17 protein-coding genes, 2 tRNA genes and 1 rRNA gene are annotated in these 15513 nt (G+C 50.4%); 15 read left to right on the top strand and 5 right to left on the bottom strand.

Annotated features, from left to right (window positions below; translation table 11 throughout):
• The first annotated feature begins 2 nt into the window (after window positions 1–2).
• The 10 genes from rrf to N5923_RS02545 all read left to right on the top strand — a co-directional run bounded on the left by rrf (window position 3) and on the right by N5923_RS02545 (window position 6481).
• Window positions 3–118, top strand: a 5S ribosomal RNA gene (gene rrf / locus N5923_RS02500).
• A 108-nt stretch (window positions 119–226) separates the two neighbouring features.
• Window positions 227–303 (top strand) — tRNA-Asp (locus tag N5923_RS02505).
• Between the two features lie 538 nt (window positions 304–841).
• Window positions 842–1822, top strand: a complete 981-nt coding sequence (locus N5923_RS02510) for a 6-phosphofructokinase (RefSeq protein ID WP_267140942.1) — start codon at window positions 842–844, stop codon at window positions 1820–1822.
• A 9-nt stretch (window positions 1823–1831) separates the two neighbouring features.
• The gene (locus N5923_RS02515) at window positions 1832–2122 is read left to right on the top strand and encodes a PTS sugar transporter subunit IIB (protein ID WP_017800609.1); all 291 of its coding nucleotides are present in this window, start codon (window positions 1832–1834) and stop codon (window positions 2120–2122) included.
• A gap of 14 nt (window positions 2123–2136) precedes the next feature.
• Window positions 2137–3474: a PTS sugar transporter subunit IIC gene (locus tag N5923_RS02520; RefSeq protein ID WP_267140943.1), complete on the top strand. Its 1338-nt coding sequence runs from the start codon at window positions 2137–2139 to the stop codon at window positions 3472–3474.
• Between the two features lie 52 nt (window positions 3475–3526).
• The gene (locus N5923_RS02525; RefSeq protein ID WP_267140944.1) at window positions 3527–3796 is read left to right on the top strand and encodes a hypothetical protein; all 270 of its coding nucleotides are present in this window, start codon (window positions 3527–3529) and stop codon (window positions 3794–3796) included.
• Between the two features lie 6 nt (window positions 3797–3802).
• Window positions 3803–4240: a PTS sugar transporter subunit IIA gene (locus tag N5923_RS02530; RefSeq protein WP_267140945.1), complete on the top strand. Its 438-nt coding sequence runs from the start codon at window positions 3803–3805 to the stop codon at window positions 4238–4240.
• Complete coding sequence (locus N5923_RS02535) at window positions 4237–4776, top strand: AAA family ATPase (protein ID WP_267140946.1); 540 nt, start codon at window positions 4237–4239, stop codon at window positions 4774–4776. Before N5923_RS02530 ends, N5923_RS02535 begins: the two co-directional genes overlap by 4 nt.
• A 37-nt stretch (window positions 4777–4813) precedes the next feature.
• Window positions 4814–5725, top strand: coding sequence for a tagatose-bisphosphate aldolase (locus N5923_RS02540; protein WP_267140947.1), 912 nt, complete (start codon window positions 4814–4816; stop codon window positions 5723–5725).
• A 69-nt stretch (window positions 5726–5794) separates the two neighbouring features.
• Window positions 5795–6481: an HAD family hydrolase gene (locus N5923_RS02545; protein WP_267140948.1), complete on the top strand. Its 687-nt coding sequence runs from the start codon at window positions 5795–5797 to the stop codon at window positions 6479–6481.
• Between the two features lie 17 nt (window positions 6482–6498).
• Here N5923_RS02545 and yafC read toward each other — a convergent pair whose 3' ends face one another.
• Window positions 6499–7404, bottom strand: a complete 906-nt coding sequence (yafC, locus tag N5923_RS02550; protein WP_267140949.1) for a DNA-binding transcriptional regulator YafC — start codon at window positions 7402–7404, stop codon at window positions 6499–6501.
• 283 nt (window positions 7405–7687) lie between these two features.
• On the opposite strand from yafC, the gene N5923_RS02555 reads away from it, so the two are divergent.
• Both N5923_RS02555 and N5923_RS02560 read left to right on the top strand, forming a co-directional pair.
• Window positions 7688–8491, top strand: coding sequence for an endonuclease/exonuclease/phosphatase family protein (locus N5923_RS02555; protein ID WP_267140950.1), 804 nt, complete (start codon window positions 7688–7690; stop codon window positions 8489–8491).
• Window positions 8492–8569: 78 nt separating this feature from the next.
• Complete coding sequence (locus N5923_RS02560; protein WP_267140951.1) at window positions 8570–9337, top strand: class I SAM-dependent methyltransferase; 768 nt, start codon at window positions 8570–8572, stop codon at window positions 9335–9337.
• Window positions 9338–9406: 69 nt separating this feature from the next.
• Here the strand turns inward: N5923_RS02560 and mltD are convergent, their stop codons facing one another.
• Complete coding sequence (gene mltD, locus N5923_RS02565; protein WP_267140952.1) at window positions 9407–10786, bottom strand: murein transglycosylase D; 1380 nt, start codon at window positions 10784–10786, stop codon at window positions 9407–9409.
• A gap of 71 nt (window positions 10787–10857) precedes the next feature.
• Window positions 10858–11613 (bottom strand): hydroxyacylglutathione hydrolase, encoded by a 756-nt coding sequence (gene gloB, locus N5923_RS02570; RefSeq protein ID WP_267140953.1) that lies wholly within the window; start codon window positions 11611–11613, stop codon window positions 10858–10860.
• A 43-nt stretch (window positions 11614–11656) separates the two neighbouring features.
• Between gloB and N5923_RS02575 the strand changes: the two genes are divergently transcribed.
• Window positions 11657–12391, top strand: coding sequence for a class I SAM-dependent methyltransferase (locus N5923_RS02575; RefSeq protein WP_267140954.1), 735 nt, complete (start codon window positions 11657–11659; stop codon window positions 12389–12391).
• Here N5923_RS02575 and rnhA read toward each other — a convergent pair.
• On the bottom strand, window positions 12376–12942 hold the full coding sequence (gene rnhA, locus N5923_RS02580) for a ribonuclease HI (RefSeq protein WP_267140982.1): 567 nt from the start codon (window positions 12940–12942) through the stop codon (window positions 12376–12378). The two genes, N5923_RS02575 and rnhA, sit on opposite strands and share 16 nt — an antisense overlap.
• On the opposite strand from rnhA, the gene dnaQ reads away from it, so the two are divergent.
• Window positions 12896–13627 (top strand): DNA polymerase III subunit epsilon, encoded by a 732-nt coding sequence (gene dnaQ / locus N5923_RS02585; protein ID WP_267140955.1) that lies wholly within the window; start codon window positions 12896–12898, stop codon window positions 13625–13627. The two genes, rnhA and dnaQ, sit on opposite strands and share 47 nt — an antisense overlap.
• Before the next feature lie 134 nt (window positions 13628–13761).
• Window positions 13762–13838, top strand: a tRNA-Asp gene (locus N5923_RS02590).
• Window positions 13839–13883: 45 nt separating this feature from the next.
• Here the strand turns inward: N5923_RS02590 and N5923_RS02595 are convergent.
• Complete coding sequence (locus N5923_RS02595) at window positions 13884–15380, bottom strand: NCS1 family nucleobase:cation symporter-1 (RefSeq protein ID WP_267140956.1); 1497 nt, start codon at window positions 15378–15380, stop codon at window positions 13884–13886.
• Window positions 15381–15513 lie beyond the last annotated feature (133 nt).

Here is a 15513-nt window from a genome sequence, read left to right on the forward strand (position 1 = left end):
TGCCTGGCGGCTTTAGCGCGGTGGTCCCACCTGACCCCATGCCGAACTCAGAAGTGAAACGCCGTAGCGCCGATGGTAGTGTGGGGTCTCCCCATGCGAGAGTAGGGAACTGCCAGGCATCAAATTGTAGTGGTGGCGTTATCGCCGCCAGCTCATTTCCCGTGACGCGGAAGTGAGAGAAACACCTGAATTCAGACGAAAGGTCTGGGATCAGTACAGAATCGGTGGAGCGGTAGTTCAGTTGGTTAGAATACCTGCCTGTCACGCAGGGGGTCGCGGGTTCGAGCCCCGTCCGTTCCGCCACTTATTACGAAAAAGCCCTGAGCATCTGCTCAGGGCTTTTTCGTATGTCTGAAAACCCTCAATTTAATCTCCTGAAGATATGTGTATACGCATATCCACCCTCATACCTCCCTTTTACATGACCATTTCTTATCAATTAAGCAGAAAGCAGAGCATATCCTCCCTGATTTAAACCCTCCAATTGAATGGCGCGATACGATCGCGCAGAAACAGGCTGGCAATAGCTTAACGTTGAGAGCCAGAATAATGTGAAAGCAATCACAAAAACAACAACAGCTTATTTAGCCAAATTAAGTTTTAATACCGGTTTGAGATCACATAAATAAAATATATTAAAAACAGTAGGTTATATAAAAAAGGCGATTAATGCGCGAAAAATACAGTGATATACATCACAAAAATAGACGCGATTAACCTCTGTCAACACCTGTCGTGGGGAAAAATCATTGCGTAAATGTGATATCTGTCAAAAAAATTAATCACGGCATCTTTAACATTAAATCCACATTAACCGGTAAATGTTTATCTGAGGTCAGCCATGAAAATAGGATTAGTAATAAGTGGTGGTGATGTCAGTGGTATGAATAACTTTCTGTTTCAGGTTAACAGGATGACCGAATCAGAAATGGTGATTTTTGATGGCGGTATTAATGGTCTGATAGAGAACCGCGCGAAAGAAATATCACGCCGTGATTTAGTGGATCTGTCCATCTCTTCTGTTCCGTTGATCTCTTCCGGCAGAAAAGAGGATAAATGTAAAAAGTCTGACTACGAGAAAATTGTCAAAAATATCCGACAGAAGAAACTCGACTGTCTGATTATGGGCGGCGGAGATGGCTCTTTTCAGTTTTTAAAGGTACTCAGCAGCTATGGCGTTAACTGTTATGGCATCGGTATGACTATTGATAACGATATTACAGGTAACAGTTATACCATCGGATTCTCCACTGCCTGTGAACAGGTGATTGCTGAGGTCGGGAAATTACGTAATACCGGACGCGGCCTGCCAGGCCGGATATTTATGATCGAGTTGTTAGGCGGCTATTGTGGTGAGTTAACCTTGCAGGCTGCTCTGAAAAGCAATGCTGATATCGCGCTTATTCCTGAATCGCCATGGGATATTGATCTGCTGGCGCAAAAAATTAAGGATAAGATCAAAATCCAGAACAGCGTAATTATTTTATGTTCTGAAGGCTATACCAAAGAGTATACACCCGGTTTTCAGGGCGCAATTGATACCATGATTGGTAAAGTTGAGCACAAAATTGGTATCCGTATCAGGAAAACTATTCTGGGATATGGATTAAGAAATGGCACGCCAACCGGCGAGGAGATCATTCAGGGCGCAATCCTGGCGGAAGAAGTTGTCAGGTGCATCAACAGCGGTCTGACAAATAAAATCATTGTTATAAATAATAATAATAAGGCTATCCCGATCGATCTTGAAAACTCTGACAAACGTCTGGTTGATGAAGATAGTAATCTCTACAAACTGGCTAAAGTAAATAACCTTATCTGAGGTAATAACATGCTTAAAGTACTCTGCGTATGTGGCTGCGGTCTCGGCTCAAGCTTTGCTATTGAAATGAGCGCGAAATCAGTATTGCAAAAATTATCTATTGAGGCGGATATCGATCACACCACGGTATCCGAAGCCTCATCCTTTAAATATGACATTATTCTCACGCAGAAAATGTTTGCTGACATTTTAACTTCAGATGCCAGCGAGGAGGATAAAAAGAGAGTCATCATATTAAATAAGCTGACAGATAAGAAAGAGATAGAAGAGAAAATCCTGGCTTATATAAATTCAAAATAAAGTTGAGGTGGTAAGTGGACGCTATTATTCATTTTATTGTGAAGGATTTCCTCGGCCAGGCTTCGATACTTATTGCATTAATCGCCATGCTGGGTCTGATCCTGCAAAAGAAATCTATCGGTAAAACTATCGAGGGAACATTTAAAACGCTGCTCGGATTTCTGATCATGATGGCAGGCATCAATATCATTGTTGAAGCCTTAACCTTCCTGAATGATATCTTTACCAGCGGTTTTGGTATGAAGGGATACATTACCGATGTCGCGGCTATCGCCGGCGTGGCAAACCGTGAACTGGGCTCTGAAGTGGCGCTGACGCTGTTGGTGATTTTTGCCGTCAACATCATTATTGCGCGCATCACGCCATTTAAATATATCTTCCTCACAGGCCAGGCGCTGCTGTGGATGGCGACCATCGGTACCGTTATTGGTTACAAGGCCGGACTGACAGGCGCCACTCTGATTCTGACTGGCGGCATATTTGGCGGCATTATGGCGGTGTTAATGCCGGCCATCGCCCAACCGATAGTGCGCAAGATCACCGACTCAGATGATGTCGCCCTCGGTCACTTCTGTACCATTGGCTATCTGGTGCAGGCTGCAGTCGCACGTGCTATTGGCAAGAACTCACGATCAACAGAAGATTTAGAACTTCCCGATAACTTTAAGTTTTTGCAGGACACCTACCTGTCAATGGCTGTCATTATGGTGCCGATGTATATCATTCCGGCTATCTTTGCCGGTCCGACGTATATTGCGCAGTTCGCCGGTGAAACCAATTACATCATGTATTCGTTTATGCAGTCGATGCAGTTCGTCGCGGGTGTGTTTGTGTTGTACAGCGGCGTGCGTTTACTGCTGAATGAACTGGTGCCAGCTTTCCGCGGTATTGCGATGCGCCTGGTCCCTAATGCCAAGCCCGCGCTGGATTGCCCGGTGTTGTTCCCGTATGCACCTAACGCGGTGATTGTTGGTTTCCTTGCCACCACTGTCGGCTCGATTATCGGCATGATCGTATTCCCGATGTTTGGTCTGGCGATGATTCTGCCAGGTTTGCTGACCAACTTCTTTGCTGGCGGCGCTGCCGGAGTATTTGGTAATGCGATGGGTGGCAGAAAAGGGGCGATCATTGGCGGCGTGATACATGGTCTGTTTATTACCTTATTGCCAGCAATTCTGGTGCCACTGCTGGAAACCTTCGGCTTCAAGGGCGTCACCTTTAGTGATTCCGATGTAATTAGCACCGGCCTGGTATTGGGGCATGCTTTCCAGCATGACTGGCCATTCGTTATTGGCTTTATTGCCTTTGTGGTACTGATTGTCTGGTTTGCCAACAGAAAACTGAGTAAATAATCCGGCTTATTGCTGACGACATTCGCATCATCTGACGATGTGAGGAGAGATTATGTTTGCAAAGTTAAAACAGATGTTTAATTCGCAACCTGAAGGGGAGAATAAAAGTGATGAAGATGCAGAGAGGATAGAGGCGGAATTTGCGCAGCTGGAATCAACGTTATTACAAAACCCGGCGGACAACGCCACGCAAAAACAGTTAATGGTTAAATATAATCAGGCTGTAAAGATATTTTCTGGCAGTAAATCATATCGTAGCCGGGTTGATGATGTTTTCGTAAAGATGGATGAGCTAAGAAATACCATTCGCAGAAATATATGAGGTGATATGAGCATTAAACAGTTCCTTTCACAGAACCAGTATATTCAGGTCCGAATGGATGTTGATTCCTGGAACGAGATTATTGAACAGGCAGCAAAGCCATTAATTAAAGGTGGCTTTGTTACACCTGAATATCCGCAGGCAGTGATTAACAATACCATCGAGTATGGGGCCTATTACGTTTTCGATGAAGGTATCGCCATTCCTCATGCCAGACCGGAGTGCGGAGTAATTAAAGATTGCTTTAGCATGATGACCCTGAGTCATCCGCTGTCAATTAATGGCAGTGAACCCGTCGATATTATTGTGATGTTTGGCGGCGTAAACAGTGATTCTCATATTACTGAGGGTATCGCCTCGATCGTCGGTCTGCTGGAGCAGGAGGATACGTTATCTCAAATCAGACGAGCCACAACAATTGATGAAATTCTTGGGTTATTATGAAAACACTGATTTTAGTTAATGGTATTCCGGCATCAGGGAAAAGCTCTGTTGCCAGGACGCTGGCTGATACTTTTAAATTTCCGATATTAAGTATCGATGAGATCAAAGAGCCTTTTATGGTTCAGTTCGCAGATGTTATTGACCGGCCGTTAAATCGTAAGCTTGGTTATGCGGCCTATGAGTCGATGTTTAATATCGTTAAAAGTGCGCCCCGGGATACGGTATTTGTTATGGACGCCTGGTTTGGCTTTCGTGATAAATCGGTGTTAGCCGATTATCTGCAAATGTCGGGCTGCCAGAGCATTATTGAAATATGGAATCAGGCTTCGCCTGAGCTGGTTGCTGAACGATATAAACATCGCTGCGGCTGCCGGGTAAAAGGACATCCTGGTGAAGAGTATATTCCCGAGCTAACGCAGCTGGCGCATAAAGCACAACCCATGGGTTTCGGTGAGGTATATACCGTTGACCAGGATCAGGGCGGCAATAATCAGGACCTTATTTCGTGGGTCAGCGATCGCCTGAATCAGAATTAATCTTAAACAAATACTCTCTTGTATGAGGAATTAACCAATGAACAAAATGACAACAGCAGAACGTCGCGGCTATCAAATGATTTGTGATGCTACAGGTTCAATGATGGTTGTTGCCTGCGATCAGCGTGGTGGTATGAGAACGCTGCTGGCTGCGACGCCGGAAGAGCAGGCTAAGATCAGCAATGAAACCCTCGGCAAAACCAAATACGATATTACCCGTTACCTGGCGTCTGAGGCAGGATGCGTTTTAGTGGATCCTATTTGCGCTGTGCCGGGCATTATTGATGAAGGCGTGGTGCCACGTAATACCGGTCTGTTGGTGGGCCTCGATGCGTCTGGTTGGGGAACTTCACCGCAAGGTTATCGCATCTCCAATATGGTTGAAGGGATCAATGCGCGTAAAGTGCGCGAACTGGGCGCTACCGGCGGCAAGATCATGATCTATTTACGGATGGATACGCCGGAAGCCAATACTGAGAATCTGGCAACCCTACGTGATGTGATTGCCGATTTCGCCCGCGAAGACCTGTTCCTGGTGGTTGAGTTCCTGACTTATCAGCTGGAAGGTGAAAGCAAGGAAGCATATCAGCAAAAAATCCCACAGCTGATTCAGGATGGTTGCCAGGCCTGTATCGATTGCGGTTCCAAAGTGCTGAAAATCCCTTATCCGGGAACTGAAGCAGCCTGCGCTAAAGTGACGCAAATCTGTGGTGATATTCCCTGGGCAGTGTTATCGGCGGGTGTCGATCATCAGACCTTCCTGCAGCAGGTTGATATCTCGCTGCGCAATGGTGCTTCAGGGGTGATTGCCGGACGCTCTTTGTGGAAAGACTGCATCTCCCTTGACCGCAATATTTCCAAAGAGAAGCTATCATCGATTGCGGTATCGCGCCTGCGCGACATTCAGCAACTGCTGGCAAAATATCGCAAACAGCTGCTTAGTGCCTGATTGGCGATGTTTAATACGCTGGCCGTCGGGGGAACGCCCGGCGGTCAGTCATCTTTTCACGGGAGAGATATGGATAACAGCCTGGAATTGATCATCTTCGATTGTGATGGCGTGCTGGTTGATTCAGAGATTATCGGCATCAGACTGACGGTTTCACTGCTCAACCAACACGGCGTCGATATGGGTTTTGATGAGTTTACCCGCGACTACAGTGGGCTGGCATGGGGTGAACTGATTGATAAAGTCAGGTCTGATAAAGACGTTAAGATAGACGAAAGTATTCACCAGCAATTTTCTGCGCAACTGATGGCGGCATTTGCTGACAGCCTCAGCAGGATCGCCGGCACTGATGAGGTGATTAGCGGTCTTTCAACCCGCAAATGTATCTGCTCTAACTCTGGCGCAGAACAACTGGATTACATGTTATCTCTGGTGGGACTCAAACATCTGTTTGCGGCGGATATCTTTTCCGCGGTCGACCTGGGGCCAGGTCGTGCGAAGCCGCAACCCGATATCTTCCTGCATGCGGCTGAAGTGATGCAGGCCACTCCGGCAAACACTATGGTGATAGAAGACTCGGTACATGGCGTGATGGCGGCAAAGCGCGCAGGGATGTATGTGATCGGTTTTACCGGCGGTGCGCACACTAACCCCAGCCACCGCGCCAGGCTGGAAGCCGCAGGGGCCGACAGGGTTATCGACTCGATGTATCGGCTGAATGATGAAATCGTCCGCTTTCGCCAGCGCGCGCAATAGCCGGAAGCGCCGGACAGTTATCCCGGCTGCGGATACTGTCCCTTTATCCACTCGCTAAGAAAATCGATAAATGTGCGCATACGCATATTCATCGCCCCATCACTGTAATAGACCGCATTCAGCGGCATGCCAACCGGTAGCCGTTTGTCGGCGAGTACCTCAACCAGGCTGCCATCCGCCAGCTCTTTATCCACCATATATTCCGACAGGCAGGCGATGCCATTGCCATGCAGACATAGTTGCTTAATGGTTTCCCCGTTATTTGACGAGGTGTCTGGCGTAATATCGTAAAGCTGACCATCCAGCTGCGCGATGGGCCAGCGGTTAAGGCGCGGTACTTCATTAAAGGCAAGGCAGTGATGCTGGCGCAGATCCTCAGCGCTGACTGGCGTGCCGTGCTCTGCCAGATAATCCGGCGCGGCGACCATCTTGCCATAGCTGGTAAACAGCAGGCGGGCGCGCAGGCTGGAGTCATTAAGATTGCCGATACGGAGCGCAACATCGACCTTACGCTCAATCAGATTAATAAAAGTTTCTGACGATAGCAGCGACAAGGTGATTTCAGGATAGCGCTGGCGAAAAGGCTTAATCATCGGGATCAGTAAATGCAACACTACTGGTGTGGACGCGTCAATACGCAGCAAGCCGCTGGGCACATTGCGACTTTCGATTAATTCATTTTCAGCGCTGGCCATCTCCTGCAGCAATTTTTGCACCCGGCGAAAATACTTTTCGCCCTCCTGGGTCAGCTTCACCTGACGTGTGGTGCGCGTCAGCAGTTCCACGCCAAGTTTATTTTCCAGCTTTTTAACCGCCCGGCTGACGGCTGAATTGGCCATTTCCAGCTGCTCAGCGGCACGGCTGAAACTGCCGCTCTCTACCACCGCTACAAAGATGGTCAGCTCTTCAGATGTCGCTTTCATTATTGCTCCGCCAGCAAAATTAAATCGAGATTTTGCCCTGTTTTGTTATTTAAGCATGGCCGGATCCCGATCGCCATCAGACAGCCTGTCTCTTTGCAGTATCAGGCTTGGTAAGCACGGACTTCAGAACGTCAGTAATGGTCTGCAAATGCCGACGGTTTTTGCATTTACTTACGCTATGGCGCGCGTAAATCAGCCGTACCGATTGAAACTACGGCGTAAAGTCCCTATAACTGAAAGAAGAGATACACTACTTAGTAGCAAATAAGGTTCAGGCGGTACAGTGCACAAAAAAACCTATGCCATGAGATATGTTGCAGGTCAGCCAGCGGAGCGGATTTTCCCCCCTGGAGCGATGCTGCACGTAGGTAAAGCCTTACCGCCGGGCGCTCCTCTGCCAACCGAAACCACATTGCGGGTTCTGGTGTGGAATATTTTTAAGCAGCAGCGTGCTGACTGGTTATCGGTGCTGCAAAACTTTGGTAAAGATGCCCATCTGGTGTTGCTGCAGGAAGCGCAGACCACCCCTGAACTGGTGCAGTTCGCTACCTCCAACTATCTGGCTGCCGATCAGGTGCCCGCTTTTGTCTTGCCGCAGCACCCCTCTGGCGTGATGACGCTGGCCGCTGCCCATCCGATTTATTGTTGCCCGTTGCGCGAACGCGAGCCGTTGCTGCGTCTGTCAAAATCAGCGCTGGTAACGGCCTATCCGCTGCCCGGCGGTGAAATGCTGATGGTGGTGAATATCCATGCGGTTAATTTTAGCCTCGGTATCGACGTTTACAGTAAGCAGCTGGGGCCAATTGGCGAGCAGATCCTGCATCATCAGGGACCGGTGATTATGGCCGGAGACTTTAACGCCTGGAGCCGCCAGCGGATGAATGCGCTGTTCCGTTTTTCGCGTGAGATGGGACTGCGCGAAGTCCGTTTTACCGACGATCACCGGCGCAAAGCGTTTGGTCGTCCATTAGATTTCGTTTTCTATCGCGGTATGCATGTCGCCGAGGCATCAGTCCTGGTGACGCGCGCATCCGATCATAATCCGCTACTCGTCGAATTCACCCCCGGCAAGCCTGAGCTTATCTAAGCGTCTTGCAGGCCTGCCGTCAGGGCAGGTCAGTCGTGTCTGCCCATCTTTAAAAAACTCTAAAAAGGAAACAGAGATATGGCAACGCAAAGTCACCACCAGAATGTCGATAAACAGTTTGGCGAACGTGCTGAGGCTTACCTGAGCAGCGCGGTGCATGCCAGCGGCCGCGATTTACAGCGTCTGAGCGAGCGACTGTCCACGACACCCGAAGCACGGGTACTGGATCTGGGGTGCGGGGGAGGGCATGCCAGCTTTATCGCCGCGCAACAGGTACGTGAAGTGGTGGCGTACGATCTCTCCGGCCAGATGCTGGAAGTGGTAGAGAAAAGTGCTCAGGATCGCGGATACGGCCATTTAACCACCCAACAGGGCTATGCCGAGGTGCTGCCGTTTGCCGATGCCAGCTTTGATATTGTGATCAGCCGTTATTCGGCACACCACTGGCACGATGTCGGACAGGCGCTGCGTGAAGTTAAACGGGTGCTGAAACCGGCGGGCAAAGTGATCTTTATGGATGTGAATGCGCCCGGCAATGCCGTGCTGGATATCTGGCTGCAGACGGTGGAAGCATTACGCGATACCTCGCATGTACGTGACTACAACCCGGGCGAATGGCTGACGATGTTTACCGAAGCCGGATTAGCGATCACCGGTGTCATCCAGGATCGCCTGCATCTTGAGTTTGCCAGCTGGATTGCGCGTATGCGCACCCCGGAGGCGCTGGTGACGGCGATTCGCGCCTATCAGCAATCCGCGGCTGATGAAGTGCAGCGCTATTATCAGTTGCAACCGGATGGCAGCTTTAGCACCGATATTATTTTTATCGAAGCGGTTAAGCCGTAAATCACCGGTAAAAAAAAGAGCCACTCCGCGGAGTGGCTCTTTTATTTGATAAGACGTAACCGGCATGCCTTAGCTATCTGGCGTGGCGCTATTATTCACAAACAACGTCAGCTTATCGCCGGGTTGAATGCTTTTCGCGTCACTCAGTACGCTGTTCCAGCGCATCACGTCTTTGGCATTGACGCCGTGACGTTTTGCGATACTGGCAAGGGAATCCCCTTTACGTACCTGATAGGTGATGCTGCTGTTATTGGCCAGCGCGGTACCTTTGCCACCACTTACGCTTAATGTCTGACCCGGTTTAATTTTTCCGCCGCGCAGATTGTTTGCGCTTTGCAAATCTTTTACCGAGACGCCAAGGCGTTTCGCGATGCCGGATAAGGTGTCGCCACTGCGCACTTTATAACCGCCAACACTGCTGCTGTTTTTCGCCACCTCGGTGGGTTGAACCGCAGCGATATCACCTGTCGCCAGTGAGTTACGTAGCGTGGCAACATTCGACTTAGGCACCATAATGTAATGGGGACCGTTTGGCGCTGTTGTTCCGCGTTTGTAACCGGTATTAAAGCTCTTCAGCTTGGTCAGTGACATGCCTGCCATTTCGGCAGCCTGTGTCAGTTCGATCTGCTGGCCCACTTCCACACGCGCCAGAGCGCGGCTTTCGTTAGGCGTCGGCAGTCGAATACCGTAACGTTTGTTGTGCTTGAGGATTTCGCCCAAAGCCAGCATTTTCGGCACATAGACCGTGGTTTCGCGTGGTAACGATAAATTCCAGAAGTCGGTCGGTTTCCCGCGCGCTTTATTCTGTTTTACCGCTTTCATGACGCGTCCTTCACCACTGTTATAGGCTGCAATGGTCAGTAACCAGTCGCCGTCAAACATATTGTTAAGACGTTCCATCATATCCAGCGCAACCTTGGTAGATGCGACGATGTCACGTCGACCGTCATACCACTGGTTCTGTTTCAAACCATAATTACGCCCCGTGGCCGGGACAATCTGCCAAATGCCTGCGGCATTTGCGGCTGATGTCGCGTGGGGGTCAAAAGCGCTCTCCACTATGGGTAGTAGTACCAGTTCCATCGGCATTTTGCGTTGCTTAATCTGCTCGACTATCCAGTACATATACGGCTCTGCCCGTAATGTTACATCGTGGAGATAGCTCTTGTTCTTCAGGTACTTTTGTTTTTGTTCACGGATCCGGGAATTTTCCGGAACCTCCATCTTCAGCTCGTCGCTAATGAAATGCCAAAGATCCTGGTCTTGCGCGAGGCTGGTTCCATCATCCTGCCAGCGCGGAGACAACATCCGATCTGAGTACTTTCCATTTTCACCTTGACCTGCCGAAGACAGACTCTGTGCATGCTGGACCGGGGTGTTAGCATCATGCCTTGACGCCTGGCAACCCACCAGCAAGACCGAGGCGAGTATTATCGCTTTAGCCTTCATGTGTGTGTCAATAGTTTGCTTAAAAGACGAGCAATGATACGTGCTCGTTTTCAACAACACAACCACAAATGTCAAAAACGGTCTTTCAACTCGCGTAAACGGGCAAATGGTTGCCATGCCTGCTGTGGTGGACAATCGAATCCAATAACCTTTTGTAAATCAGTATCATGCGTTCTTAAAAATAAATTAATTTTGCGTTCAAGAGCCAGTTTTGTTGGCAAACTAATGTGATTTTTAGCGCGTAACTCCTTAATTTGCAGGCAGTAGCGCGCAATTTCACTATCTTGCGGTAAGGTCGCTTGCGCAAACTTCAGATTAGATAATGTGTATTCATGGGCGCAGCAAACCAGCGTTTCAGCGGGTAACTGATTAAGCTTCTGAAAAGATTCATACATTTGTTGCGGTGACCCTTCAAAAAGTCGGCCGCAACCGCCGGAAAACATCGTATCGCCACAAAAAAGGTAAGGCGAACTGTAATATGAGATATGTCCTAAAGTGTGTCCCGGCGTAAAAATCACGCTAAATTCGCAGTCCAAAATAGTGAAGCGATCGCCTTCGCTGACGATTTCCGTCGCCCCTTTATCTTGTGTCTCCTGCGGGCCATACACCACTAATTGTGGCCACTGTTCGAGTAGTTTTTTTACGCCGCCAACGTGGTCATGGTGATGATGAGTGAGTAAAATCGCTACCGGCTGCCACTGATTTTGCTGCAGGGTCGCGATCACCGGCGCCGCTTCACCCGGGTCAACAATCAGGCAGTGACCGCTGTCATCATTTAGCGTCCAGATGTAGTTATCCTGTAGTGCAGGAATGCTGGTAAGATTCATAGTCACCTCTCAGAAGGCCGTGAAGGAATGAAGATGGTAAAGCATGAAGCCCGCTAAAACACGCCAAATTCTAAATGCACCGAACTCCTGGGCGGATATGCCCTGGGGCGACTATTTTCGTGACGCGCTTTCACAACATCTGCAGCCGTGCCTTGGCAAGCTGTATGGTTTCCACCTGCTTAAAATTGGCAATCTTAGTGCAGAAATCGATACTGAAGCCTGCGCAATTTCTCATCAGGTAAATGTCGGCGAAAAGGGAGAACTGTTGCAGGTGATTGCCGACCCGATGTGCCTGCCGTTTGAGTCCAAGTCCGTCGATGCCTGCCTGCTGGCGCATACGCTGGCGTGGAGTGGTGACCCGCACCGCATTTTGCGTGAGGTGGACCGGGTATTGATTGATGATGGCTGGATGATTATCAGCGGCTTTAATCCGTTTAGCCTGCTGGGAATCGGCAAAGTGATCCCGGGATTACATCGTCGCGCGCCCTGGAGTGGGCGGATGTTTAGCCAGATGCGGCTGCTGGACTGGCTGAGCTTGCTGAATTACGAAGTGATGCACCGCACCCGTTTTCAGGTGGTGCCATGGAACCGGCAGGGCGGTAAAATGATCAGTACGCACTTACCGGCATTGGGCTGCCTGAATATTGTGGTGGCGCGCAAACGCACCTTCCCGCTGACCATGACGCCGGCGAAGAAGCAGGCTAATAAAGGACGTTTGCGCCAGACGGTCAATGCCACCCGCCAGTTCCGTGATATCCGCGATCAGGACTCTTGCTGATAGCCAATATCATCAAAGGCCGGACTTCCCGCTGCGCTGCGCGCCAGTTCGTCGCAGCGTTCGTTCTCCGGATGCCCGGCGTGGCCTTTAACCCATTCCCATTTAATTTCATGGTGGCTTAAGGCGCTGTCGAGCCGTTTCCACAGATCGACATTTTTCACCGGTTTTTTATCGGCGGTTTTCCAGCCTCGCTTCTTCCAGTTGTGGATCCAGCTGGTGATGCCCTGGCGCACATACTGGCTGTCGGTACTTAGCGTCACGGTGCAGGGCTGAGTTAACGCTTCCAGCGCGACAATGGCCGCCATCATTTCCATACGGTTATTGGTGGTCAGGTAATAACCGGCGCTAAAGGTTTTTTCATGCTGACCATAGCGCAGAATGGCGCCGTAACCGCCGGGACCTGGATTACCCAGGCAAGATCCGTCGGTGAAAATTTCTACCTGTTTACTCATCTCTGGTAAACTTCCCTCTGACAAAACGCCAAGTCTGACATAAACGAGCCCTATGAGCACAGCAATTACACGCCAGATCGTACTCGATACCGAAACCACCGGTATGAACATGATAGGTGTCCATTACGAAGGTCACCGCATTATTGAGATCGGTGCCGTTGAGGTGGTTAATCGCCGCCTGACCGGTAACAATTTCCATATGTATCTGAAGCCGGACCGGCTGGTGGACCCGGAAGCCTTTGGCGTTCACGGCATAGCCGATGAATTCCTGCAGGATAAGCCGGCCTTCAGCGATATCGCCGATGAGTTTATGGAATATATTCGCGGCGCCGAGCTGGTGATCCATAACGCCTCGTTTGATATCGGCTTTATGGATTACGAATTCAGCAAGCTGAACAGGGGGATTGCGAAGACCGAGACCTTCTGCAAGGTCACCGACAGCCTGATGATGGCGCGTAAGATGTTCCCGGGTAAGCGCAACAGCCTCGATGCGCTCTGCTCACGCTACGATATTGATAACAGCAAACGTACGCTGCACGGCGCATTGCTCGATGCCGAGATTCTGGCGGACGTATTCCTGCTGATGACCGGCGGCCAGACGTCGCTGTCCTTTACGGTGGAAGGTGAGCGTCAGGAAGCGGATGGCAGCCAGAGTATTCAGCGTATCACGCGGCCTCAGTCAGCACTGCGCGTGGTGCAGGCCAGCGAGGAAGAAATGATGGCGCATGAGCAGCGTCTGGATTTAGTGATGAAAAAAGGCGGCAGCTGTTTATGGCGTCCATAAGTGCTTTATAAATGAGCCAAAAAAGGCTGCTGTGCTGAAAAAGCAGGCAAACGCATTTTTAACGCTTAAAAAGCGTTGACGGAAAATCTCACTACTATTAATATGCGCCTCGTTCCCGACGGGGAACACAGCGCGGAGCGGTAGTTCAGTTGGTTAGAATACCTGCCTGTCACGCAGGGGGTCGCGGGTTCGAGCCCCGTCCGTTCCGCCAACATTCAGAAAGCCTGATTCAGCAATGAATCAGGCTTTCGTCGTTTTAATCCTTCTGCAACACCACCTTGCCGGTATAAGCCGTAGCGGCGGCTGTCGCGCGTTCATGACGTGCAATCCAGCGATAAGCGCCACCACTGAGAAAGGCGCCGATAAACCAGCTAAAGTTAGCCACCGCGTGCAGTGAAGGAATAAAGCTGATCACCAGCCCAATCGCCACCGCTGGCAGCAGCGCAGCAATCGCTTTCGGGTTAAAGCCGCCGCGATACCAGTATTTGCCCTGAGGCGTGTCGTTAAACAGGTCATCTGTCGACACCGTGCCACGTTTAATCAGATAGAAATCCACCAGCAGAATACCGAACAGCGGACCGATAAAGGCGCCGAGCACATCCAGCGTATAGTGAATCAGCTCGGGGGACTGGAACAGGTTCCATGGTGTCAACAGCACCGAACCGACCGCTGCAATCATGCCACCGGTGCGGAAGCTGATCTTCTGCGGTGAGCAGTTGGAGAAGTCGAAGGCCGGTGAAACAAAGTTCGCCACAATATTGATGCCGATAGTGGCGGTAATCATCGTCAGCAGACCAATCGCTACCGCCAGATCGTTGCCAACCATACTAACGGTTTCAATCGGATCGGTAATCATCTTGCCAAACAGCGACTGGGTGCCGGAAACAATCACCACCGTCACAATCGAAAACAGCAGGAAGTTAAACGGTAAGCCCCAGCGGTTGCCGCGACGGATTTCGCCCATGCTTTTGCCATAGCGCGAGAAGTCGCCAAAGTTCAGTAACGGACCGGAGAAGTAAGAGACCACCAGCGCGGTGGCGGTAATCATCTGCCAGCTCTGTTCTCCGACGCTCATCTGCTTGCTCGCCAGGGTAAAAGAGATGCCGTCGAAGCCGGTCTGCCAGACAATCCAGCCCGCCAGCGCCACCATCACCACGTATACCGCCGGGCCTGCCACATCGATAAAGCGTTTAATCGCGCTCATACCGTGCCAGAACACCAATGCCTGCAACAACCACATAATGCCGAAGCAGATCCAGCCCAGCTGCGACAGGCCCAGCCAGGATGACTGGGTCATAGGTGCCAGCGCTGGCCAGAACTTCAGGGTCACCAGCATCAGCGCGTTGGCGGCGAGGTAAGTCTGAATGCCATACCAGGCAAAAGCGATCAGGCCGCGGATCACCGCCGGGATATTCGCGCCAAATACGCCAAACGCCTGACGGCAAATCACCGCATAAGGCACACCGGCCATCTGGCTGGGTTTCGCCACCAGATTGGCGCAGATCTGCACAATGCAAATCCCCACCAGCAGGCAGAGCAGTACCTGCCAGCTGGCCAGCCCTAAGGTAAAGAAGCTGGCGGCCACCACATAGCCTCCCATGCTGTGTACATCCGACATCCAGAACGAAAAGATGTTGTACCAGCTCCAGTTCTGGTCGCGGGTCGGCGCCAGATCCTCATTACACAGCCGCGGACTGTAGCTGGCGTGGGCTTCACTGGCCGACGCCGGGTTAACACTTTGACTATTTGGCATGAAACCTGCTCCTCTGAATGCACCGAATAACAAACTCTGTGCAAAGGCTATTGCAGGAACCAGGCCAGAAATGGATTTTTGTATACAGGAGTTTAGTTTCATGTATACGATTATCGTATGCAATGATGTTTAC

The sequence above is a fragment of the Winslowiella arboricola genome (assembly GCF_025527015.1).
Taxonomy (GTDB): Bacteria; Pseudomonadota; Gammaproteobacteria; order Enterobacterales; family Enterobacteriaceae; genus Erwinia; species Erwinia arboricola.